This is a genomic window from Aquimarina algiphila, from assembly GCF_947494415.1.
Classification (GTDB): domain Bacteria; phylum Bacteroidota; class Bacteroidia; order Flavobacteriales; family Flavobacteriaceae; genus Aquimarina; species Aquimarina algiphila.
The window spans coordinates 1020417-1041681 of the sequence record NZ_CANLVC010000006.1 but is presented as its reverse complement, the minus strand read 5'-3'; the positions used below and the strand labels follow the sequence as shown (position 1 = coordinate 1041681).

Here is a 21265-nt window from a genome sequence, read left to right as displayed (position 1 = left end):
AGGCCTCTTTTTTATAAATCATTTTTATTTTTTTTAGTTAAAGATATACCTCAATCCAACTTGTGCTTGCCATCTTGAATCTAAACTAAAATCATTAGCAAACGTACTGGTTTGTGTAGCATCAAAAGTATATGTAGGAGTACCTGTATTATCTACACTAACTCCAATCGGTTGATCATTAACAGGAATCTCTATCACTCCCCAATCAGAATTTAATAGGTTTCCAAAATTCAAAATATCTAAACTAAACTGAATAGTATTTGTTCGATCACCAACCTTTATATCATAATCCTGAAGCAGTTTTACATCCCAACGTCCTCTCCAAGGACTTAGTATCCCATATTTTTCTGCATAACTTCCTCGACGTTCTCTTAAATATTCGTCTTGTTGAATATAAGCTTCTAATGCAACTCTTTGAGCTTCTCTTTCATTAAAAGAAGTACCGCTAAAATTATAAGTTGCCAAATCATCTTGCGTTGGAATATAGATTAAATCATTTAAAGGAGAACCATCTCCATTTATATCTCCAGAATATGTGTATGAGAATCGTCCTCCTTGAGCATATTCATAAAATGCACCAATAGATGTTCTCCATTCTTTGTTTTTACCATAACTAAATGCTTTATTAATCTGACCAACTATCCTATGTTTATCTCCATAACGAGCAGTAGAACTTACAGCCTGATTTACATTTCCTAATGCCGGGTTTCTATCAAATGCATCACTAGAAATCTCTGCATCCAATGAACTTGCATCTTCTGCTTCTAGGAAATTATAAGCAATACTTGCAAATATTCCGTTACTAAAGTTTTTTTGCAATTTAAACGACCAGTTAAAAGAATACCCTACATTAGTATTTGTAAACACATAAGCATTTGTAGGTCCTCCAAATTCATTAACAGCCCTATCAGATGGCAAATAGATTTGTCTATTATCAACCCCATTTAATGTTCCTGATGGCGTACTAAGACCATAATTCCTAACCATTTGAGCATTCACATCCTCTGTATAAATAAGGTCTGTTGATGCTACAATTCCATTTTTAAACTTGTAATCCAAACCTAAACTATTTCGCCATACCTGTGGAAATCTAAAGTCTGGAGAAGAGGTTGTATAGAAAAAGAAATTAGGATTTGCCACTTGATTCCCTATCCAAACAAAAGGCAAACGACCTGTAAAAATTCCTGTTCCCCCTCGAATTTGAAAAGTTTTATCGCCTTTTACATCATAATTAAACCCAAGTCTTGGAGACACCAATAATCTTCTGGTAGGGAGATCTAAACTATTCAACTGTAAGCTACTTCCATTTTCATCAAAGTAGGTAATTCCTGGTTGATAATTTCCATCTGGGAATGTTCCACCAGCACCTCTTTCTATATTCTCAGCAATTTTATCTTCGGTATCAAAATATAACGGTTGATCTATCCTCAGACCATATGTTAATGTTAGTTTATCATTTATTTTCCATTTATCCTGAGCATAAAAAGCCAATTGTCCTACATTAGTTTCAGCCAAAGCCCAATTATCTGTAGCATTATTGGTACCAAATACGATTTCAGCATTTGCCAACGCCGTTGCTATTGTTCCATTATTTATAGCTTCTTCAAAACTAGACCCTACTGGTAATGCAGGATTAATTCTTACACTTTGAAAAGAATCAAAAAATGTACTAACAGGTCTCTGACCTAAAGCATCATTTCCTCCAAAATCATAAACACCTAAATTAAATGAATTATCAAATTCAAAACGCTCAAAAGACCCTCCCAGCGTGATTGTATGATTACCTGTTACTATATTTAAATTATTAGTTACTTGATACACTTTTTGCTCTAATCTATTATTGATTGAAAAAGGTTCGTGACCCGCAACAATATACCGTACTCCATCTTGCTGGATGTTGATTGGCGGAGCTGGAGTAGAAAATGGATCCCTACTATCATCAAAGAAAGTGTAACCAGCCTGGAACTTATTAGAAATATTACCCTTAAAATTAGAGTTTAATTCTACTAGAAATGAAGTAATTTTATTGTTAATTCTATATCCAGAATTTCTAAATTGCAATGTTGTTAAATCTGGTCCCCTACGTCCGATTGCTTCTCTGTTTGCCGGTAAATCTCTTGAAGCATCCAGAAAATTGTAAATAAAAGCTGCACGATGATTATCATTAATATTCCAATCTAGCTTAAGAATCCCTTTAATAGATTCTGTATCGTGTGTATACCCCTCGTATGCACCGGTCTCATATCCTAAAGCACTTAATTGCTGTGACACATAGTCCAAGTCTTCTGCAGATACCCTAGATACATTTGCTCCTGTTAAACCCGGTCTTGATGCCAAAAAATTAGAACCTAAATCCTCTCTGTCATCTTTTTCAAAATTACCAAAAACAAATAATTTATTCTTAATGATAGGACCACCAATACTAGCTCCATATTGAGCTTGTATTAAATCAGGTACAATAATATCATCATCTCCAACTTTATCACCAGTCATATCTTGATTTCTATAAAACCCATATACAGTTCCTTTCCACTGATTAGTTCCACTTTTTGTTACTGCATTTACAGAAGCTCCTGTAAATCCAGCCTGTGTAACATCATATGGCGCTGTAGACACCTGAATCTGATCGATCGCATCTAATGAAATAGGTTGCGCATTAGTCTGCCCACCTGGAGTAGCAGCATCCAATCCAAAAGGGTTATTAAATATAGAACCATCTAAGCTAAAATTGTTAAACTGGTCATTCCTCCCTCCAAAAGAACCATTACTTGAAGCCGTAGGTTCTAATCTATAAAAATCAGCAGCAGAACGCGTAATTGTTGGCAAGGCTTTTAACTCTCTCCTGCCTATACTCGTTTCAGCACCTGTACGTTCACTACTAAAAGTAGTACTCTTTTGTGAAGTAATAACAACTTCTTCTAATTGATTATCATCTTCAACCATCACTACGTCAACATTAAAGGTCTGACCTAGCTGAAGATTAATATTATCTACTAAATGTTTTTTAAACCCAACATAACTAATAGTAACTCGATACGGTCCACCTACTCTAAGGTTAATCAAATCAAAACGGCCATCAAAATTTGTAACTCCGCCATAATTTGTTCCTGTAGGTTGATGAACTGCAGTTACATTTACACCTGGTAACAATTGATTATTATTATCATAAACTACTCCCGAAATATTAGATGTAGTTACCTGAGCATTGATTGTAACCCCTGTTAATACTAAAATAAAAAAGATAATTTGTTTCATGTAGCAAAAACTTTATGTTAATTAAATAAATTTAAAATAAAAAAATCGCTCATAAGAGCGATTTTTATAAATATTATAAAACAGTTATTAACTGTTTTCTACCTTATTTATTTTGAGGTACTACCTCAAAAGAAACAGGAACGATTACTTCTCTATGAAGTCGAACAGAAGCCTCATACTGACCCAAACGTTTGATTGTTCCACCTGGTACAGTAATAAATTTCTTTTCTAATTCTACATCCTGCTTAGCAAATGCTTCAGCAACATCAGCATTAGATACAGAACCGAATAATTTATCTCCAGATCCAACTTTTGCTGCTATTTTGATTTCTAATCCACTAAGTTTCTTACCTACTTTCTCTGCATCTTCAATCTCTTTCTTCTCCTTAAAAGCACGTTGTTTCAATGTTTCAGCAAGTACTTTTTTTGCAGAAGGAGTTGCTAAAAGTGCAAATCCATTAGGGATTAAATAGTTACGACCATAACCATTCTTAACTTCTACTACATCGTCTGCGAATCCTAGATTCTCAACGTCTTTCTTTAATATAAGTTCCATAATATGTTATGACGAATTTTATTTTAATAAATCTCCAACGTATGGCATCAATGCTAAATGTCTTGCTCTTTTAACAGCAACACTTACTTTACGTTGATATTTTAATGAAGTTCCTGTAAGACGACGTGGTAACAATTTACCCTGTTCATTTACAAATGCCATTAAGAAATCAGGATCTTTATAATCAATATATTTTATACCTGATTTTTTGAAACGACAATACTTCTTAGTTTTTGTAGTATCTATATTAAGAGGAGTAAGATACCTGATCTCTCCGTCTTTCTTTCCTTTAGCTTGTTGTTCTATAGATGACATAATTAAGCTTTTTGTTTGTTTCTAGTTCTTCTCTTCTCTGCCCAAGCAATTGCATGCTTATCAAGACGTACGGTAAGGTAACGCATTACTCTTTCATCTCTTCTATACTCAACTTCTAAAGCGTTTATAGCTTCACCAGGTACTTGGTATTCAAATAAGTGATAAAAACCACTTTTTTTGTGTTGGATTGCATAAGCAAGCTTTTTAAGCCCCCAATCCTCTTTTGATATCATCTTGGCACCATTAGAAACAAGAATGTCTTCGTATTTCTTAACTGTTTCCTTTATCTGATCTTCAGATAAAACGGGATTCAAGATGAAAACAGTTTCGTATTGATTCATAAAAATCTAAGTTTAAATTAAAATTGGCTGCAAAAGTAACACTATTTTTTGAATATTCAAACCCCCTAAGCACATCTGCAAAAATCTTCAATTCGCAACAAATCAACAAAATTCAATTTATCGACAAAAAACACAATTCGTCGATAAAATACTCAATTTAATGGATATTTAGATTATTTTTTACTACTATTGTATTGTCTTAAATCCCAAAATAATGAAACACCCCTTAATACAATGTGCTGTGGTTGATGATTCAACGACGCAACGCTTATCCGTTATTAAACTTATCAAAAAACATCCTAGATTAGAATTGGCTAAAGAATGGAACAACGCCATTGAGGCAAAAAATGGTTTATTAGACACTAAGATAGACGTTTTATTTCTTGATATCGAAATGCCAATCCTTAACGGTTTTGACCTTTTAGATGATTTAGAGAATAAACCCCATATTATTTTTGTTACAGGAAAAACAAAATATGCACATAAAGCATTTGATTATCATGCTTTAGATTTTTTAAAAAAACCTATAAGAAAGGAACGGTTTAACATTGCTATAGAAAAAGTTATAGATACATTCACCATAAAGTCTCAACCCCTTCCCCAAGAAAATGATCCGTTTGTTTTTATTAAATGTGGAATAAAAAAATATAAAGTGTTTCTAAATCATATTTTATATGTTTCTGCTTTAAAAGATTTTGCCAAAATACATTTAGAAGACAGTAGCCCTCTAGTGGTACTTGGCACTATGACTTCTCTTGAATCATTATTACCATCAAATCATTTTTTCAGAGCACATAGATCATACATAGTCAACCTTGATAAAATAGAACGTTTTAGCGCTCATTATATGGAAATAAATGACGAGAAAATACCAATAAGTCGTATGAAAAAACAAAAATTGAAAGAGGCATTGAATCACTTATAAGAAATTAGTAACCCTACTCAATATAAACAACGCACACCATATTCATTAATTGACACCTATCTAGGCCTTATATAACGAAGTAGCATAGGGTATCAAAGCTATTTCGATGAAACACTATTTTTATCGATAAAAAGCCAAAATTGTTTGTGCAAATAAGATATATTCATTAATATTGTATTTAGAAATTAACACTAAACAAGTGGAGCAATCTCAATTAAAATGTGCGGTAGTAGATGATTCCCGCCTCCAAAGACTAGCTATTGTAAAGCTAATAGACGAACATTCTTCACTAGAATTAGTGGCTGAATGGAATAATGCTATTGAAACCAAAAATGGTTTACTTGATACTCAAGTAGATTTGTTGTTTTTAGATATCGAAATGCCAATCCTTACCGGTTTTGATCTTTTGGATGACTTAGAAAACAAACCTCATATTATTTTTGTTACAGGAAAAACAAAATATGCTTTTAAAGCTTTTGACTATGATGCGGTAGATTATTTAAGAAAACCTCTTAAGAAAGATCGCTTTAATGCAGCTGTTGACAAAGCATTAAGTATGTCTCGCCTAGGAGGTGAAAATGCTGCTGTTGAGGATGATGATTATATTTTTGTAAAAAGTAATCTAAAAAAGCGAAAGATTTTCTTAAATCAATTGAAGTATGTAGAGGCTTTGGGTGATTATGTAAAACTAATCATGGAAGAAGGTGATCCTATTGTAGTTTTAGCAACTATGAAGTCTTTTGAAGCGCAACTTCCAAGTGATCGCTTTTTAAGAATTCATAAGTCTTATATCGTGAATTTGGATAAAGTAGAGCGATATAATAGTCGAAATATAGAAATCGCTGATGAAAAAATTCCACTTAGCAGACATAAAAAACATTCTTTAATTGAAGCTTTAAATAGTTAATAATTATCTACGTTTATTATTATTCTCACTCCAGAGAATTCTTTTATACTTTTAAAAGATGTATTTATCTTTTTTATCACCTCTTTAGTTTTTTGTAAAGACTGTTTTTGTGGTATTTTTATGATTATATTTTTATGATATTGATTTCTTATTCTTGATATTGGAGGGAATTCTGGACCTAATACATTTAATTTAAACACATTTCTAAACGATACTCCTAACCAATCCATAGCATCGTTTACTTTATTATAGTCCTTATGTTTACCTGTAATTTTTATAATTTTATAAAAAGGAGGATATTTATATTGATGCCTTTCTTCAATTTGATCTTTATACATCCCTAAATAATCATTAACCGATACCTGTTGTAGTATCTGATGATATGGGTTATATGTCTGGATTAATACTTTCCCTCTTTTTTTGGTTCTCCCAGCTCTTCCTGCAACTTGTTGCATGAGTTGAAAGCTGCGCTCATGCGCTCTAAAATCAGGAAAATTAAGCAGATTATCAGCATTCATTATACCTACTAAACTTACATTTCTAAAATCTAATCCTTTCGAAAGCATTTGTGTTCCCACCATAATATCAATATCCCCCTCTTCAAAACGATTTATAATCTTTTCATAACCGTGTTTCCCTCTAGTAGTATCCTGATCCATTCTACCTATAGCATGATCAGGAAAAAGTTCTTGTAATTCATTCTCGATTTGCTCTGTTCCAAAACCTTTGGTTGTCAAATCAACACTCTCACAAACTATACATTTTTGAGGCATTGCCATATGATATCCACAATAATGACATCTCAATTGATTTCTATAGCTATGAAACGTTAGACTAACATCACAGTTCGGACATTGTGGTGAATGACCACAAGTATTACATTCTACAACCGGAGAATATCCTCTTCTATTCTGAAAAAGAATTACTTGTTCACCTTCTGCTAATACTTCTCTTATGCTTATCAACAAAGTATCACTAAAATGCCCTGTCATTTCTTTTTTCTTGTATTTTGTTTTTACATCTACAAGGTTAATTTCTGGCATTAGCACATTACCAAATCTTCTTGTCAATTGAACAAAACCGTATTTTCCTTGATTAGCATTATAATATGTCTCTAAAGCTGGAGTAGCTGATCCCAATACTACCTTAGCACCAAACATTTTTGCTAAAACAATAGCAGTGTCTCTAGCATGATACCTGGGGGCCGGATCATATTGTTTAAATGTATTTTCGTGCTCTTCATCAACAACAATAAGCCCTAAATTCACAAAAGGTAAGAATATAGCCGATCTCGCTCCAATAATCACTTGTGCTTTAGATTTTCCAGCTTTTACATTATTCCAAGCCTCTACCCTCTCATTAACAGAATATTTAGAATGATACACTGTTAATTTCTCTCCAAAATACTCCTGCAATCTAGTTATGAGTTGTGTTGTCAAAGCTATTTCTGGTAACAAATACAGAACTTGTTTTCCTTCTTGGATAACTTTCTCTATCAGTTTTACATATACTTCTGTTTTTCCTGATGAAGTAACTCCATGAAATAAGCACACATCTTTCTCTTTAAAGGAGTTTTCAATTTCTAGAAAAGCTTTATGCTGATATTCATTTAACTCCTTTGACTCTCCATTTTTTCCAGTTTCGTATTCAACTCGATCCCTTTGCAGGTGGTATTCTTCTAAAATGCCCTTATTGATAAGAGTTTTTACAACCGATGATGAACTATTGGAAGTTTTTATGAGTTCACTAACCTTAATTGGCTTATTAGCTTGAGCTTGTAATGTAAAAAGGTGCAACAATACTTCTCGTTGTTTTGGAGAACGAGTCATAGAGTCTAACAAATCACGTAGAGATGCTTCTTTATTATACTCCTTGTGCAACCTAACAAATCTAACTATTTTGGGTTTATACTGTTCATAAATCTCTTCCTGAACAGTAATTACCTCTTTTTCTAACAATCTTTTAATCACTGGAAGAACATTCTTTTTACCAATGATATTCATGATCTCTTGTACCCTCAATACACTTTGATATTGTAATGCTTCAAAAATCAAAAATTCATCATCTTTTAGCAAAGATTCATCAAAAGACGTTTGTTCATTTTTAAAAACTATAGTTTCGCTTTCTAATAAAAATGCACCAGGGAGTGCTGCTCTCATTACCTCTCCTTTTGTACACATATAATACTCAGAAATCCAAGCCCAGATCTTTAATTGCTGAGGTGTAACAATTGTAAATTCATCAAGAATATGCTCTATTTCCTTGGCTTCATATACCAAAGGAGGTGTTTCATGGATTTTGGTTACCAAAGCAGCATACACTTTACTTTTTCCAAACTGAACGGCAACACGCATTCCTGGCTTTAAAAAAGCAGCCTCGGTTTTATTTATACTATAAGTAAACTCTTTATCGAGAGGTATAGGAAGAATTACATTTATAAAATATGACATTATTAAGTATAACGAGAACCAAAATAGTTAAGTGTATAAAACAAAAATACGAGTTTAACTCATAGAACAAAGTTTAATTTTGAGAATAAAAAAATCCGACTTAAGAATAAGTCGGATTTTCTATTATTTTATGTTGGTTTTACTTACTAACTCCTAGCATTCCTCCTTTTATAATTTCACATGCTGGCTCATTTCCTAACCATATTTTAAATAGCGCATATTTAAAATCTCTACCTTCAATAAATCCAAGTTCTTTTCCGTTTTTATATGTCTTGATACCTTTTCCTTTAAGATAAACAAGATCATAAAAATCATTAACTTCCATTTTTGAATTAAATAGTTTAAGAAAATCTTCTATTCTCGCATCTAAACTCTGAGTATTCCCAAACATAGCGTCATCAAATCCTTTTCTAAATACTTTAATCATTCTCTCATTAGTCACTTTTTTGGAAGCAATATTTAAACGAATTGCCATAGTTTCGTCAGAATCTAATACTTTCTTATCGTTATCATATTTATTTTTTGTGTATAAAGTTCCAGCATAAGTTTTAAAAGATAAAACTTTTCTCATAGCTCCTCCGTTATATATCAATTCTTCTCCATCAAAAGTTACTTTTTCGGGAACTACTACACTTCCTATTCTAATTTGTGCTATAGCAGATACTGTAAAGATGGTTGCAATCGCTAGAGTAATTATTTTTTTCATTGTTAGTTTTTTTATAGATTACTGGAGGTTTAGTCCTTAATATTTTAAAAACTAACACTAAAAAAATGTTAAAATGTAATTTATTAACAAATAAAGGCAGAAAAAAAGAATGTAATTATACTCTAATCCATTTTTGGGTCCTATACAAAAACGCTATATATCCTCTTACATTAAGGACATTTGGATCGCTTTCATCAATCCAAATTTTACATCGATATACTTTTCCATTTTCTGGATCCAAAATAGTTCCATCTTCATATTCATTTCCATCTTTTTCCAGGCCTTTAATAATTACCATGCCTTCTATAGGTTGGTTATAATCTTTTCCTTTACATTCTACACAAAGGTTTCCTCGTTCGGCTTCATCAAGTATATTGGATATTTTACCAAATAATTTATCTCCTTTTTTATAAATTTCAACAATAGATCTTGGCTTTCCTGTATTATCATCAATTGTTTTCCATTTTCCTATAATTTGTTGTTGAGCAGTTGTTACTCCACAACTAAATACCAGTATTACAAAAAGTAGTTTAAAAAAAATCTTCATATTTTGAATATTTGTGTTTATGAGTTACATATAAAAATACTGTAAAAAACCAAAAAAGCTATCTTATTATAGATAGCTTTTTTGGTCTATTTTTATCGGATTATTACTATTATAATCCTAACATTCCTTTCTTTAATGATTCACTAGCCGGATCTTCTCCTAACCATATTTTAAATAATGCATATTTAAAATCTCTACCCTCGATCAAACCTAGCTCTTTATCATTTTTAAAAGCTTTTACGCCTACATCTTTAATATAAACCAAGTCAAAAACATCTTTTTTGACGATAGGCTCAGAGAAAAAACCAATGAACTTATTAATTCTTCCGTCTAACGCTTTAGTGTTTCCAAAAGTGGCTTTTTCGAAACCATCTTTTACTGCTTTAATCATTTTAGACTGAGTTACAAAACCAGATATAATGTCTAGTTTTATTGCCATATTTTCATTCGCATCAAGAACAACTTTAGAGTCATTTGTTTTATTTGTTAAATAAAGACCTCCCGCATACAGGTCAATCCAAAGCATTTCTCTCTTTCCGTATCCGTTTATCTTAAGATCCACATCACCGAATTTCTCTTCAATAGGTAAAGTTGCTGAACCCACCTTAATTTGTGCCGTAGTAGTAGACAACGTGATAAGCGCTACCAATACTAAAGTAATTTTCTTCATTATAAATAAGTATTTAATTTGGGAGGGGTAATTAATATTTTTTTATTATTCCAATTTTCCAACGGACAAATATATAAAAATATTATGCACGCACAATACATTTTGACTTATTTACAGTGATTTTTAACAAAAATACGATTATATCGTATTGATTACTAATTACCTAGCATTTTTATCTTGAGATCTTTATCAGCAGGTTTAGTTCCTAACCAAATATTAAAAAGTGCTTCTTTAAAATCTAACCCTTCTACATGCCCTCTCTCTTTACCATCCTTATAGATTACACTTCCTTTGCCTTTTTCATAAACAATATCATAAATTTGATCTACTTCTATCTCTTCTTTTATAAAGCCAATAAATTTTTCTATTCTACTATTTAGTTTCTCTGTCTTTCCATTGGTTGACTTTTTAAACCCGTCTCGTAATGCATTAGCCATTTTACTTCTAGACATCATACCAGATACTATATGTAATTTAATTGCCATAGTTTCATCTGTTTTAGCAATCGTACTTGCACTACTGCTTTTTTTCTTTAGATATAAAGCGCCGACATAAATATCAAAAATGAATTTCTCTCTAGTTCCTGCTCCATTAATTACCAAATCCTCTCCGTTAAACTTAACATTATCTGGTAGGGTTACATCTCCTACTTTGGTCTGAGCTGATACAGAAGTAGAAATAATTGTAATTAAGATAAAAAATAATACGTTGATTTTTTTCATTTTGAAATTAGTTTAAGTGTTTATTATTAAGTGTTAAAGTTTTTTCTTAATTGATTTAATGATGCGTTTAATTCGAAACCTAACAATAATAAATTAGCGTTAAGCCATATATACAACATCAAGATTAACATAGCTCCTATAGAACCATATAGTTTATTATAATTTGAAAAATTATCAATATAAATTCCAAAAAGGTAGGTCGTTATAACAATCAAAAAGGTGGTCATAAATGCTCCGGGAGAAAAGAATTTATTTTGCTTTCCCTCAGAAGTTCCGAAATAAAACAATGTAGCAATAATTACAAATATCATAAAAACAAATAATGCATATTTCCCCAATGTTAACCAAAAAACGGTATCATCCACAACTCCCATTCTATTTAAATCATCTACCAAATATGAAAAATATAAGGTTCCTATTACCGTAATTAACAATAAAGATGCCACAATTATGGATACTCCTAAAGCTACCAAGTACTGTCGAACAAAATTTCTATTAAGTGTAACATGATAAGAGTATTCGAAACCAGAAAAAACAGCATTTACTCCGTTTGTCATAAAAAGTATAGACAATATAAAAACAGTAGATAGTAAACCTCCTCTTGGATTAGAAGCGATATCCTGAAATATTCCTGAAAAAAATTCAGAAGATTGTGCAGGCAATGCCCCATTAATAAATTCGAAAAAATTGTTTTCAAAATTATCAATTGGTACGTACGGAATTAAGTTAAGGAGAAATAGTAAAAATGGAAATAAAGAAAGAAAAAAACTCCAGGAAATAGCACTAGCTCTAGCCGAGAATGTACCCTTTATGATGCCAATTGCATAAATTTCTATCAGATCATAAATGGATAACCCTTCAAAACCAGGAAGAATAAGCTTTTTCCCTATTTTAACCAAAAGGTTGATCACAGGGATTTTATTAAGCTTATCTTCTACAGTTTTTGACATAAATTATACTGCTTTCAAGCTTAAATCTAAGTTATACACTGAATGCGTAAGAGCTCCACTACTAATAAAATCAACTCCACACTCGGCATATTTTCTTACTGTGTTTTCATTAATACCTCCACTAGATTCTGTCAAACATGAATCTCCTATTAATTCGACAGCTTTTTTAGTATCTTCATAATTAAAGTTATCAATCAATATTCGATATACACCTTGAGTTTTAAGAATCTCTTTAATCTCATTAAGATCACGAGCTTCAACTATAATTTTGAGATCCAGATTATGCGTAGAAAGATATTTTTTTGTCTTCTCGATCGCCTTAGTAATTCCTCCTACAAAATCAATATGATTGTCTTTTAGCATAATCATATCATATAAAGCAAATCTATGATTCTCTCCTCCTCCTATCTTAACCGCCCACTTCTCTAATGCTCTTATTCCCGGTGTGGTTTTTCTTGTATCTAAAATTTTAGTCCCGGTACCATCCAATAGTTTAACAAAATGATTTGTCTTTGTTGCAATTGCACTCATTCTTTGCATCGCATTAAGTACCAATCGTTCTGACTTAAGTATAGATTGTGAACTTCCTGAAACAAAAAAAGCAATATCACCATATTTAACAGAGGCCCCATCTTCTATATGTACCTCTACTTTCATATTTGGATCCACATAATTAAACACTTTCTTTGCAAAATCAACTCCTGCAAGAATCCCTTCATCTTTAATCAAAAGTTTTGCTTTACCAATTGCTGATTCTGGAATACAGGCCAACGAACTATGATCTCCATCGCCAACATCTTCGCGAATTGCATTAGAAATGATCAAATCAATTTCTTTATTGAATTGGGTTTCACTAATCATATTGAATGGTTATTTTTGCTAATGTAAAAAAAGAAGTCGGAAGTACGAAGTTAGAAGCATAAGGGATTTCTATTAAATTTTAACAATGCTCTCATAATCCACCTGATTTTAACGTAGAAATATTACAACTCAACACAAAATGAATATTAAGTTAATTGCAATAGGAAAAACCGACAACAAACAACTTGAAGACCTTATCGCTAACTATATCAAAAGGTTAGGACATTATATTAAATTTAGTATGGAGATCATTCCCGATCTTAAAAACGCTAAAAATCTTAGTGAATCTCAACAAAAAGAGAAAGAAGGGAAATTAATCTTAGGAACTGTAGTAAATTCTGATATCCTATTATTATTAGATGAAAACGGAAAACAATATGATTCTGTAGGTTTTTCTGATGTACTTCAAAAACATATGAATAGCGGAATCAAACAATTAGTTTTTGTTATTGGAGGACCTTATGGTTTTAGTCCGGAAGTATATCAACGTGCAAATGGAAAATTGTCTTTATCAAAAATGACATTTTCTCATCAGATGATACGTTTATTTTTTGTAGAGCAACTATACAGAGGATTTACAATTCTAAAAAATGAGCCTTACCATCACAGATAAGACTCATTATTAATTTTTATTCTTTTACGATATCTTTTAGATCACTAAACATATCTATTAAATTTTCAACCAAATCAACAGATATATGCTCTTTATTCAATAGAACATTAAGTTTTCCTTTTTTAAGTTTTATTGTATACCCCATTTCTCCTTTGGTAACATAATTCCAGGTTGACATTGTACCATTTTTTGTCATTTTGGTATCCAAATGATCTTTTAAAAATCTCTTTAATTTTTCGGTTTTTGCGGAAGGAAAACTAGCGTTTAAACTATAAATATCATCTGTATTAGAAATAGAGATATTTACTTTATAATTCTTTTCTCCAGGTTCATCATTAGAATAACTAATAGAAACTTTAGAGTTTGATGATGATTGAGCATTTCCTATTGAAATTGCCAATATCAAGCTTGCAAAATAAATAAGTGTTTTCATACTGTTCGTTTTTTGATTAATGATTGATTTAAATTTTTGATTCTTTTGATGTAATCGTTTTCAGTTCCTTCCCCATCTGTTTAAATTTTTTAAGAAATTTATCAGAAATCAGCTCTTTATCCACACTAATTCTTAATCGATTATTTTTGAGTGTTACTTCATAAACTTCTTCATTTTCAATTTCTTTTTTCCATAAATATGTTTCATCCCTGAATATCATATTTTCCTCACCTAATTGATCAATTAAGTACGATTTTACTTCATCTGTCATATCTTTCATAAATCGGACTTTAATTCTATAGCTATTATCCATATCTATGATAGCAAAAGATCTATAATAACTTTTCTTTTCTGTATCACCATCATAACTAATGGAGACCTTTGTTGTAGATTTTGACGAATTACTGGTAGTTTGTGCATTAGCCGATACTAAACTTAAAATCAAGCTTACTATCCATAAGATTATTGTTTTCATACTATTCGATTTTAATCCCAAATATTTGGGGGAAGATTGATAAATATTTATTGAAGACTGATGAGGTCTTTATTTTTCATTTTCCTTTTGATATTTTCTAATCAGAATCCATATTTGTTGAATTGACTCTGATGCTTCTATATTACCATCTATATCAGTATTTGTAAAAATAATCCCTCCTGCTCTATCTTGTTTTTTAAAATACATAAGTGTAAATATTCCAGGATCAGATCCATTATGCCCAATTGTACCACTTGGTTTACTCTCCCACAAAAGACCTTGATTATCTTTAAGTTCCTTAGTGTTGTATTGTTTTTTTGTGAGTTTCGGGGTCATCATTTTTTCATATGAATTCTTTTTGAGAATAGAAGATTCTTCACCATAATATCCTTTCATCATGGTATTTAGATATTTTGATAAATCTGTAATACTTGTTCTAAACCCTCCATCTGGGTAAGTAATCAGACTATACTCAGGTACTTTGTTTCCACTTTGATAATAAGTCTTCGCATGTTTACTCTTATCAATAGCTGTGTATGACCAACCCGATGCGCTCATCTCTATTGGATCTAGAATATACTCTTGAGTAAACTTAACAAAAGGAATACCTGTTGCTTCTTCAATTATATAAGCTAATAAAGCTGATCCACTATTAGAATACTCATATCGTTCACCTGGTCTATTTTTTAAAAAGTTCTTTTTTGAATACCATAATCCATCTTTTGTTAAATGATTAATCAAAAAATCCTTGAGAGCATATCTTTTATTCTTTGCAATGACCTTCAATTCTTTATACTCATTTTTTTCGAATTTCTCTGGGGTAATCTCATTCAAGTTTTCAAAAACGTAACTTTTATTATAGTTCTCTGTATCCAAAATACTTGATGTATGTGTTGCCAAATGTTTTACTGTTATTGGCACATCTGGATATTTTGGATTATTGACTGCAAATGGTAAAATTTCATTTATAGGCATATCCAATGTTAGTTTCTCCAATTCAATGGCTTTCATTAATGCTACTCCTATAAAAGTTTTGGATACTGAACCTATGTTTTGAACTGTTTCGATAGTATACGGTTCTTTTGTTTCCTTATTTGCATATCCATACCCTTTTTGAAACGTTATCCCACTTGGCGTGACCAAAGCAACTGCGAAACCAGGCAAATGTCCTTTTTCATAGATCGAATTCAACGTTTTATCAAGCGCATCTATTGATCCTTGTGAGAAACCCATATAGACAAAAAGAAATACTAATAAACTTATAATACCTTTCATACTGTTCATTTTTTGATTGATGATTAAATTACATTAAATGTGAGTCCTACTCCGCGTACGCTTTCTATATTTATATTATTATCTTCTTTGAAGTATTTGCGTAATCTACTAATAAACACATCCATACTTCTGCCAGAGAAAAAATCATCATTACCCCAAACATCTTTAAGCACATCTTCTCTTTTTATCATTCTATTTCTATGCTCCCATAAATATTGAATTAGGGTCGTTTCTTTTTCAGTTAATCGTTGTGATGTTGTACCAAGTTTTAGCTGATGATTTATAATATCAAATTCATAATTCCCAATACATACAACATCTTCCTTTATCTGTGTTACTTTTCTTGTTCGTTTCAAAATGTTTTGAAGTTTTAAAACAAGAATATCTGCTTCAAACGGTTTAACGATATAGTCATCTGCTCCTAATTTTAATCCTCGTATTTTATCTTCTTTCATTTTTTTTGCGGTAAGAAATACGAACGGAGTTTCTGGATCGATATCAATCACTTGTTCTGCTAATGTAAATCCATCAATTTTGGGCATCATCACATCAAAAACACAGATATCAAATTTTCCTTCTTTAAATATTGTTAAAGCCTCTTTTCCATCTTTCGCCCAGGTTACCGTATAACTATGTATTTCTAAATACTGTTTTAGAATACTTCCAAAATCAAAATCATCTTCTGCTAGTAATATATGTTTCATAAGTATTAGATTGTTGGTATGGTTATTATAAACTTGGTTCCTTCATCGGTTTTACTTTCGATATCAATTTTACCCTGATGTGCTTTAATGATCTGATTTGTATAGAATAGACCTAAACCTAATCCTTTCACATCATGAACATTACCTGTAGCAACCCTATAAAACTTCTCAAAAACTTTGGTATATTCTTTTTCGGGAATTCCAACACCATTATCCTGGATTGAAATCTCATAAGAGTTATTCTTAAGCTCTGTGCGCATTGTAATTTTCACTTTTTCTTTTCCATATTTAACCGCATTCTCCAAAATATTAAATACAGCTGTTGTAAATAAAAACCTATCTATATTTAGAAACACATCCCTATATTCGATTTTGGAGTTGATTTCTACTTCTTTATTACCGACTGATAATTTAAAATCTTCCAGGATTTCATTAAAATATTTGTTATCTAAAAAATTCTCTTTTTTCAAAATAATATCTTCTGATCCCAGGGTATTATTCATAACCTGATCAATTAATTTCTGCAACCTGGTATTTTGACGATCAAGAATATCCAAAGCATTAGCAAATATTTGCGGAGAATTTTGAGTTTCTTTATTTCTTAAACTTTTAGAAGCGATCCCAAGAGTGGCTAGTGGTGTTTTAAGTTCGTGTGTAATATTATTAATAAAGTCATTACGTACATCTGCGATTTTCTTTTGCTGGATAACTGTTTTTATAGAATAAAAAAGTAGTATAACCACAAACAAAAACAATAATATAGAGATCAAAAATAAACTCGACATCTGCCCTAATACTATTCTTTTCCATCCAATAATGTTTATAGTATCTTCTGTTCGAATTTCGACATCTAATTTGGTTTGTAAAACCTCTTCTTTACTGTCATCTTCATAATCATGTTCTGTAAACCATCTTGCTTTACTAATAACGGTACCTTCTTCGTCAGGAAAATCTTCTCCAAATAGAAAATAATTATCCCCATCTTCTGCAGAAAAAATAGTATCCAATACATTATCATCATGAATTACTATACTTTTTATAGTTTTCTTATACTTTAACTCATAACTCAAATTAACCTTCTTCATTTCCTGATTATAATATTCTTTAAAAAGATCATTTAAAGAATCCGTAAAAGGCTTAAAATGTTTTATCGTTTCATTTTTAAGTAAGTTATTCTTTTTATACTCGGTTAAGTTTTTTGTTAATTCGTTATACCATAGCTCAGAAATAGAATCCATCTCCTTGGTATTATCAAAACTCGAAACTGATTTCTTAGTTTCTTTTATAAAGACATCCTTTTTTAACTGATAGGTATTAAAAATCAAATATCCCTGGATTCCAGAAAGAGCCAATAATGCCAGAATAGATGTTACAATTAATATGTTTATTTTTTGTTTTACCATGATATCTTCTTAAACCCAGATATTTTTAAATTAAACTCAATAAAAATGTATTACGATTGTTCTGCTTTTTGATTGATTGATGTTATCAAAATTAAGACAAAGCCTACCTGTAGCCATGTAATTGGAGCTCATTAACCCTCCATTAACGTTAACAAAAACTATTATCCCCATAATACTAGCTCTTAAAGCTCCTATGTTAATAGTATAAAAATTAGAAAATCATATTGTATAATTATTACATTTGCGGACTAATTAACCAATCATTTCTATGCTATCCTATCTAAAGCTGATAAAATTTAACAATCTACTCATCATTGCACTTGCTCAATTATGCATAAAATATGGGCTTTTTGAACCTTTTAATATTGCGATTACTTTAAATGGGTTCGGGATTGCTTTACTTGTTATTGCCACCATTAGTATAGCGGCAGCAGGTAACATTATTATAGAAATATATGATCAAGAGGGTTCAAAAGTAAAAAACCTATTGTACGGATCAATATCAGAAAAATCTGCCAATAGATTATTTATCATTTTTAATGTTATCGGAGTTCTTATCGGCTTCTATTTATCAAACCTTATCGGAAGATCTGGATTTGCTGCATTATTTATTATAATTTCGGGTATATTTTATATTTATGCTTCTTATCTAAAAGAGATTTTTGTACTAAAAAATATAATTCCTGCTTTATTGGCTGCATTAAGTTTAATAGCTGTTGGTATCTTTGACCTTCTTCCTGCTATAACAGAGAAAAACAGAGAATCCCAAACTGTAATTTTTTCAATCATCCTAGATTATTCAATATTTGCTTTTATACTTGTATTACTAAGAGAAATTATCAAAGATTCTTTACATATCGATAGAGATCATAAAATAGGAATTAAAACACTTCCAATAGTTTTAGGAAAAAACAGAACTACAAAACTAGTTGGCTTATTAACCCTACTTCCGATTATTGCTGTTGTTTATTACATATATACCTATCTCTTTTCTAATAGTAGAGCTGTAATTTTTGTGCTCATTACAATTATTGCTCCATTACTATACTTTATGATTAAGAGTTTTAATACAGAATCAGATAAACAACTAAAACAATTACAACTGATTTTAAAAATTGTTTTGATTACAGCAGCGTTCTCTCTACTAGTTTATCAATTTGTTTTAAAATAAATTATGCTAAAAGATATTCTAAAAAACAAAAATATAATTCTTGCCTCCGGATCTCCCAGAAGACAACAATTTTTCAAAGATTTGGATTTTAATTTCACTATTCGATTAAAAGAAATTGAAGAAATATATCCTGATCATCTTAAGGCTGAAGAAATTTCTGATTACTTAGCAGAACTCAAAGCAAATGCTTTTACAGATCTAAAACCTAATGATATCCTTATTACAAGTGATACTATTGTTTGGCATAATAATAAAGCACTGGGGAAACCAAAAAATCTTAAGGAAGCAATTACAATAATCACTTCACTTTCTGACGATACTCATGACGTTATAACTTCTGTATGCTTTAAAACTGTTCATCAAACAAAAGTAATGCACAATACAACTAAAGTTACTTTTAAAAAGCTTACTACAGAAGAAATTGAATATTATGTAAATAAACATCGCCCCTTAGACAAAGCCGGCGCGTATGGTATACAAGAATGGATAGGGCTCATAGGAATATCCAAAATAGAAGGTAGTTATTTTAATGTTATGGGGCTTCCTACTCATCTTGTGTATGAAATGTTAACTACACTTGCCAAATCCTAAGTTTGTTGTACTTTGTTGTTCAAAAAAGTAAAATACACCGTCATGAAAAAGTCGATATTCATATTCTCAATCCTGGGCGTATTAGTCATCATAGCTTGTAGTAATATTAAAACAGATACAATTTCTAAAGTTGTAGACGATACTACCTTAGAAAACACAAAACCTGTTAAACAATTATCAGAAGAATTTAAAAAATACTGGTATGCCGGAGAGGCAGAAATAACTTCATATCAATTAGAACAAGCTCGCTATGGGGAAATAAGAAAAGGTACCGCTGTACTTATTTATGTTACAGAAGATTTCTTACCCAAAGAACAAGTAAAAGCTGACAATCAAAGTACTAGTAATATACCGGTATTAAAGCTTAATGCTACTAAGAAATTTAACACTGGTATCTACCCATACTCCATTATGCAAAGTACATTTTTTCCAGTATCAGATGACAAACACGCTATAAAAATCTCCAGTTCGATGCAAGAATGGTGCGGTCATGTATATGCGCAATTGAATAATAGAAAACAATTTGAAATTATGTCTCATTCTTATTTTCAGGATGAAGCTGATCAGGAATACAAATTAGATAAAGCCATTTTAGAAAACGAACTTTGGGCCAAAATTAGAATTAATCCAGAAGGTTTACCTCAGGGAGATATTCAAATTATCCCTTCTTTTGAATTCACAAGACTAAAACACAAAGAAATTAAAGCATATAGCGCCAAAGTCTCCTTAAGTAAGAGTGGATCTACCAATACCTATACAATCGAATATCCAGAACTTAATAGAAGCATTAGTATTGTTTTTAATGCATCTTTTCCTTATGATATTGAAAGCTGGACAGAAACTTTTAAAAGTGGGTTTGGGGCTAATGCAAAAGAACTTACTACAAAAGCAAGTAGAATTAAAAGTATAAAATCACCCTACTGGGGTAAAAACAGCAATAAAGACGAAGTTTTAAGAGAAGAACTAGGTCTATAATACAAAACTTAATCACTACCTATAATGATAAAATTATCAGAATCTGAAATAAAAGAAAGATTAAACGAAATTGATGGATGGGAATATCATGATAACGCCATTCATACTACATTTGAATTTAATGATTTTAAAGACGCATTTTCGGTAATGACCCGTATTGCTTTTGAAGCTGAAGCACAACAACATCATCCTGACTGGTCAAATGTTTATAATAAACTACAAATAAGTTTATCTACACATGATGCCGGAGGGATTACTGAAAATGATTTCAAACTCGCAAAAACTATTGATAATATAATAGAAGCTGAATAAATCTCAACTTCTGTATAACAATGTAACCTTTTTAGTAAAAAAATAGTATTAATTTTAAACTCATATCAAACAAACATTTGTCAAAAACTTGGTTTCTACTTATGTTTG

Annotated in this window: 23 protein-coding genes; 7 read left to right on the top strand and 16 right to left on the bottom strand. The window is 31.0% G+C overall.

Going from position 1 to position 21265, the window contains the following annotated elements; translation table 11 throughout:
* Positions 1–33: 33 nt before the first annotated feature.
* The 4 genes from PQF96_RS13870 to rpsF all read right to left on the bottom strand — a co-directional run bounded on the left by PQF96_RS13870 (position 34) and on the right by rpsF (position 4467).
* Positions 34–3255 (bottom strand): TonB-dependent receptor, encoded by a 3222-nt coding sequence (locus PQF96_RS13870; RefSeq protein ID WP_271766869.1) that lies wholly within the window; start codon positions 3253–3255, stop codon positions 34–36.
* Positions 3256–3358: 103 nt separating this feature from the next.
* A complete protein-coding gene (rplI, locus tag PQF96_RS13865; protein ID WP_109437785.1) occupies positions 3359–3811 on the bottom strand; it encodes a 50S ribosomal protein L9 in 453 nt (150 codons plus the stop codon).
* 18 nt (positions 3812–3829) lie between these two features.
* A complete protein-coding gene (gene rpsR, locus PQF96_RS13860) occupies positions 3830–4129 on the bottom strand; it encodes a 30S ribosomal protein S18 (protein WP_189457518.1) in 300 nt (99 codons plus the stop codon).
* Positions 4129–4467 (bottom strand): 30S ribosomal protein S6, encoded by a 339-nt coding sequence (gene rpsF, locus PQF96_RS13855; RefSeq protein WP_062059209.1) that lies wholly within the window; start codon positions 4465–4467, stop codon positions 4129–4131. Before rpsF ends, rpsR begins: the two co-directional genes overlap by 1 nt.
* Positions 4468–4681: 214 nt before the next feature.
* On the opposite strand from rpsF, the gene PQF96_RS13850 reads away from it, so the two are divergent.
* Positions 4682–5392 carry a LytR/AlgR family response regulator transcription factor gene (locus tag PQF96_RS13850; protein WP_200825148.1) on the top strand — a complete coding sequence of 237 codons (711 nt, stop codon included), beginning with the start codon at positions 4682–4684 and terminating at the stop codon, positions 5390–5392.
* A gap of 199 nt (positions 5393–5591) precedes the next feature.
* Positions 5592–6299 (top strand): LytR/AlgR family response regulator transcription factor, encoded by a 708-nt coding sequence (locus tag PQF96_RS13845; RefSeq protein ID WP_109437880.1) that lies wholly within the window; start codon positions 5592–5594, stop codon positions 6297–6299.
* Here PQF96_RS13845 and priA read toward each other — a convergent pair.
* The 7 genes from priA to nadC form a co-directional block, all read right to left on the bottom strand.
* Complete coding sequence (gene priA, locus PQF96_RS13840; protein ID WP_271766867.1) at positions 6296–8749, bottom strand: replication restart helicase PriA; 2454 nt, start codon at positions 8747–8749, stop codon at positions 6296–6298. The genes PQF96_RS13845 and priA overlap by 4 nt on opposite strands.
* Positions 8750–8888: 139 nt before the next feature.
* On the bottom strand, positions 8889–9455 hold the full coding sequence (locus PQF96_RS13835; RefSeq protein WP_109437788.1) for a chalcone isomerase family protein: 567 nt from the start codon (positions 9453–9455) through the stop codon (positions 8889–8891).
* Between the two features lie 115 nt (positions 9456–9570).
* Positions 9571–10002: a DUF2147 domain-containing protein gene (locus PQF96_RS13830; protein WP_109437789.1), complete on the bottom strand. Its 432-nt coding sequence runs from the start codon at positions 10000–10002 to the stop codon at positions 9571–9573.
* A gap of 109 nt (positions 10003–10111) precedes the next feature.
* The gene (locus tag PQF96_RS13825) at positions 10112–10672 is read right to left on the bottom strand and encodes a chalcone isomerase family protein (RefSeq protein WP_109437790.1); all 561 of its coding nucleotides are present in this window, start codon (positions 10670–10672) and stop codon (positions 10112–10114) included.
* Positions 10673–10827: 155 nt separating this feature from the next.
* The gene (locus PQF96_RS13820; RefSeq protein WP_109437791.1) at positions 10828–11394 is read right to left on the bottom strand and encodes a chalcone isomerase family protein; all 567 of its coding nucleotides are present in this window, start codon (positions 11392–11394) and stop codon (positions 10828–10830) included.
* A 26-nt stretch (positions 11395–11420) separates the two neighbouring features.
* On the bottom strand, positions 11421–12344 hold the full coding sequence (locus PQF96_RS13815) for a YihY/virulence factor BrkB family protein (RefSeq protein WP_109437792.1): 924 nt from the start codon (positions 12342–12344) through the stop codon (positions 11421–11423).
* A 3-nt stretch (positions 12345–12347) separates the two neighbouring features.
* The gene (nadC, locus tag PQF96_RS13810; RefSeq protein ID WP_271766865.1) at positions 12348–13205 is read right to left on the bottom strand and encodes a carboxylating nicotinate-nucleotide diphosphorylase; all 858 of its coding nucleotides are present in this window, start codon (positions 13203–13205) and stop codon (positions 12348–12350) included.
* A gap of 139 nt (positions 13206–13344) precedes the next feature.
* Between nadC and rlmH the strand changes: the two genes are divergently transcribed.
* Positions 13345–13818 carry a 23S rRNA (pseudouridine(1915)-N(3))-methyltransferase RlmH gene (gene rlmH, locus PQF96_RS13805; protein WP_109437794.1) on the top strand — a complete coding sequence of 158 codons (474 nt, stop codon included), beginning with the start codon at positions 13345–13347 and terminating at the stop codon, positions 13816–13818.
* A gap of 16 nt (positions 13819–13834) precedes the next feature.
* Here rlmH and PQF96_RS13800 read toward each other — a convergent pair whose 3' ends face one another.
* The 5 genes from PQF96_RS13800 to PQF96_RS13780 form a co-directional block, all read right to left on the bottom strand.
* Positions 13835–14251, bottom strand: coding sequence for a hypothetical protein (locus PQF96_RS13800; RefSeq protein WP_271766864.1), 417 nt, complete (start codon positions 14249–14251; stop codon positions 13835–13837).
* A 28-nt stretch (positions 14252–14279) separates the two neighbouring features.
* The gene (locus PQF96_RS13795) at positions 14280–14726 is read right to left on the bottom strand and encodes a hypothetical protein (protein WP_143917881.1); all 447 of its coding nucleotides are present in this window, start codon (positions 14724–14726) and stop codon (positions 14280–14282) included.
* Between the two features lie 69 nt (positions 14727–14795).
* Positions 14796–16001: a serine hydrolase domain-containing protein gene (locus tag PQF96_RS13790; protein ID WP_271766862.1), complete on the bottom strand. Its 1206-nt coding sequence runs from the start codon at positions 15999–16001 to the stop codon at positions 14796–14798.
* Between the two features lie 23 nt (positions 16002–16024).
* The gene (locus PQF96_RS13785; RefSeq protein WP_271766860.1) at positions 16025–16705 is read right to left on the bottom strand and encodes a response regulator transcription factor; all 681 of its coding nucleotides are present in this window, start codon (positions 16703–16705) and stop codon (positions 16025–16027) included.
* Positions 16706–16710: 5 nt separating this feature from the next.
* A complete protein-coding gene (locus PQF96_RS13780) occupies positions 16711–18108 on the bottom strand; it encodes a sensor histidine kinase (protein WP_271766859.1) in 1398 nt (465 codons plus the stop codon).
* 268 nt (positions 18109–18376) lie between these two features.
* Between PQF96_RS13780 and PQF96_RS13775 the strand changes: the two genes are divergently transcribed.
* The 4 genes from PQF96_RS13775 to PQF96_RS13760 are packed head-to-tail and all read left to right on the top strand — an operon-like array spanning position 18377 to position 21157.
* Complete coding sequence (locus PQF96_RS13775) at positions 18377–19279, top strand: geranylgeranylglycerol-phosphate geranylgeranyltransferase (protein ID WP_271766858.1); 903 nt, start codon at positions 18377–18379, stop codon at positions 19277–19279.
* Positions 19280–19282: 3 nt separating this feature from the next.
* Complete coding sequence (locus PQF96_RS13770) at positions 19283–19870, top strand: Maf-like protein (protein WP_271766857.1); 588 nt, start codon at positions 19283–19285, stop codon at positions 19868–19870.
* Between the two features lie 42 nt (positions 19871–19912).
* Positions 19913–20845, top strand: coding sequence for a septum formation inhibitor Maf (locus PQF96_RS13765; RefSeq protein WP_271766855.1), 933 nt, complete (start codon positions 19913–19915; stop codon positions 20843–20845).
* Positions 20846–20869: 24 nt separating this feature from the next.
* Positions 20870–21157, top strand: coding sequence for a 4a-hydroxytetrahydrobiopterin dehydratase (locus PQF96_RS13760; RefSeq protein WP_109437804.1), 288 nt, complete (start codon positions 20870–20872; stop codon positions 21155–21157).
* Positions 21158–21265 lie beyond the last annotated feature (108 nt).

Bases quoted from the DNA above. Each gene is read 5' to 3' on its own strand.
- PQF96_RS13870 (WP_271766869.1), bottom strand. From the start codon at position 3,255: ATGAAACAAATTATCTTTTTTATTTTAGTATTAACAGGGGTTACAATC.
- rplI (WP_109437785.1), bottom strand. From the start codon at position 3,811: ATGGAACTTATATTAAAGAAAGACGTTGAGAATCTAGGATTCGCAGAC.
- rpsF (WP_062059209.1), bottom strand. From the start codon at position 4,467: ATGAATCAATACGAAACTGTTTTCATCTTGAATCCCGTTTTATCTGAA.
- PQF96_RS13850 (WP_200825148.1), top strand. From the start codon at position 4,682: ATGAAACACCCCTTAATACAATGTGCTGTGGTTGATGATTCAACGACG.
- priA (WP_271766867.1), bottom strand. From the start codon at position 8,749: ATGTCATATTTTATAAATGTAATTCTTCCTATACCTCTCGATAAAGAG.
- PQF96_RS13835 (WP_109437788.1), bottom strand. From the start codon at position 9,455: ATGAAAAAAATAATTACTCTAGCGATTGCAACCATCTTTACAGTATCT.
- PQF96_RS13830 (WP_109437789.1), bottom strand. From the start codon at position 10,002: ATGAAGATTTTTTTTAAACTACTTTTTGTAATACTGGTATTTAGTTGT.
- PQF96_RS13825 (WP_109437790.1), bottom strand. From the start codon at position 10,672: ATGAAGAAAATTACTTTAGTATTGGTAGCGCTTATCACGTTGTCTACT.
- PQF96_RS13820 (WP_109437791.1), bottom strand. From the start codon at position 11,394: ATGAAAAAAATCAACGTATTATTTTTTATCTTAATTACAATTATTTCT.
- PQF96_RS13815 (WP_109437792.1), bottom strand. From the start codon at position 12,344: ATGTCAAAAACTGTAGAAGATAAGCTTAATAAAATCCCTGTGATCAAC.
- nadC (WP_271766865.1), bottom strand. From the start codon at position 13,205: ATGATTAGTGAAACCCAATTCAATAAAGAAATTGATTTGATCATTTCT.
- rlmH (WP_109437794.1), top strand. From the start codon at position 13,345: ATGAATATTAAGTTAATTGCAATAGGAAAAACCGACAACAAACAACTT.
- PQF96_RS13800 (WP_271766864.1), bottom strand. From the start codon at position 14,251: ATGAAAACACTTATTTATTTTGCAAGCTTGATATTGGCAATTTCAATA.
- PQF96_RS13795 (WP_143917881.1), bottom strand. From the start codon at position 14,726: ATGAAAACAATAATCTTATGGATAGTAAGCTTGATTTTAAGTTTAGTA.
- PQF96_RS13790 (WP_271766862.1), bottom strand. From the start codon at position 16,001: ATGAAAGGTATTATAAGTTTATTAGTATTTCTTTTTGTCTATATGGGT.
- PQF96_RS13785 (WP_271766860.1), bottom strand. From the start codon at position 16,705: ATGAAACATATATTACTAGCAGAAGATGATTTTGATTTTGGAAGTATT.
- PQF96_RS13780 (WP_271766859.1), bottom strand. From the start codon at position 18,108: ATGGTAAAACAAAAAATAAACATATTAATTGTAACATCTATTCTGGCA.
- PQF96_RS13775 (WP_271766858.1), top strand. From the start codon at position 18,377: ATGCTATCCTATCTAAAGCTGATAAAATTTAACAATCTACTCATCATT.
- PQF96_RS13770 (WP_271766857.1), top strand. From the start codon at position 19,283: ATGCTAAAAGATATTCTAAAAAACAAAAATATAATTCTTGCCTCCGGA.
- PQF96_RS13765 (WP_271766855.1), top strand. From the start codon at position 19,913: ATGAAAAAGTCGATATTCATATTCTCAATCCTGGGCGTATTAGTCATC.
- PQF96_RS13760 (WP_109437804.1), top strand. From the start codon at position 20,870: ATGATAAAATTATCAGAATCTGAAATAAAAGAAAGATTAAACGAAATT.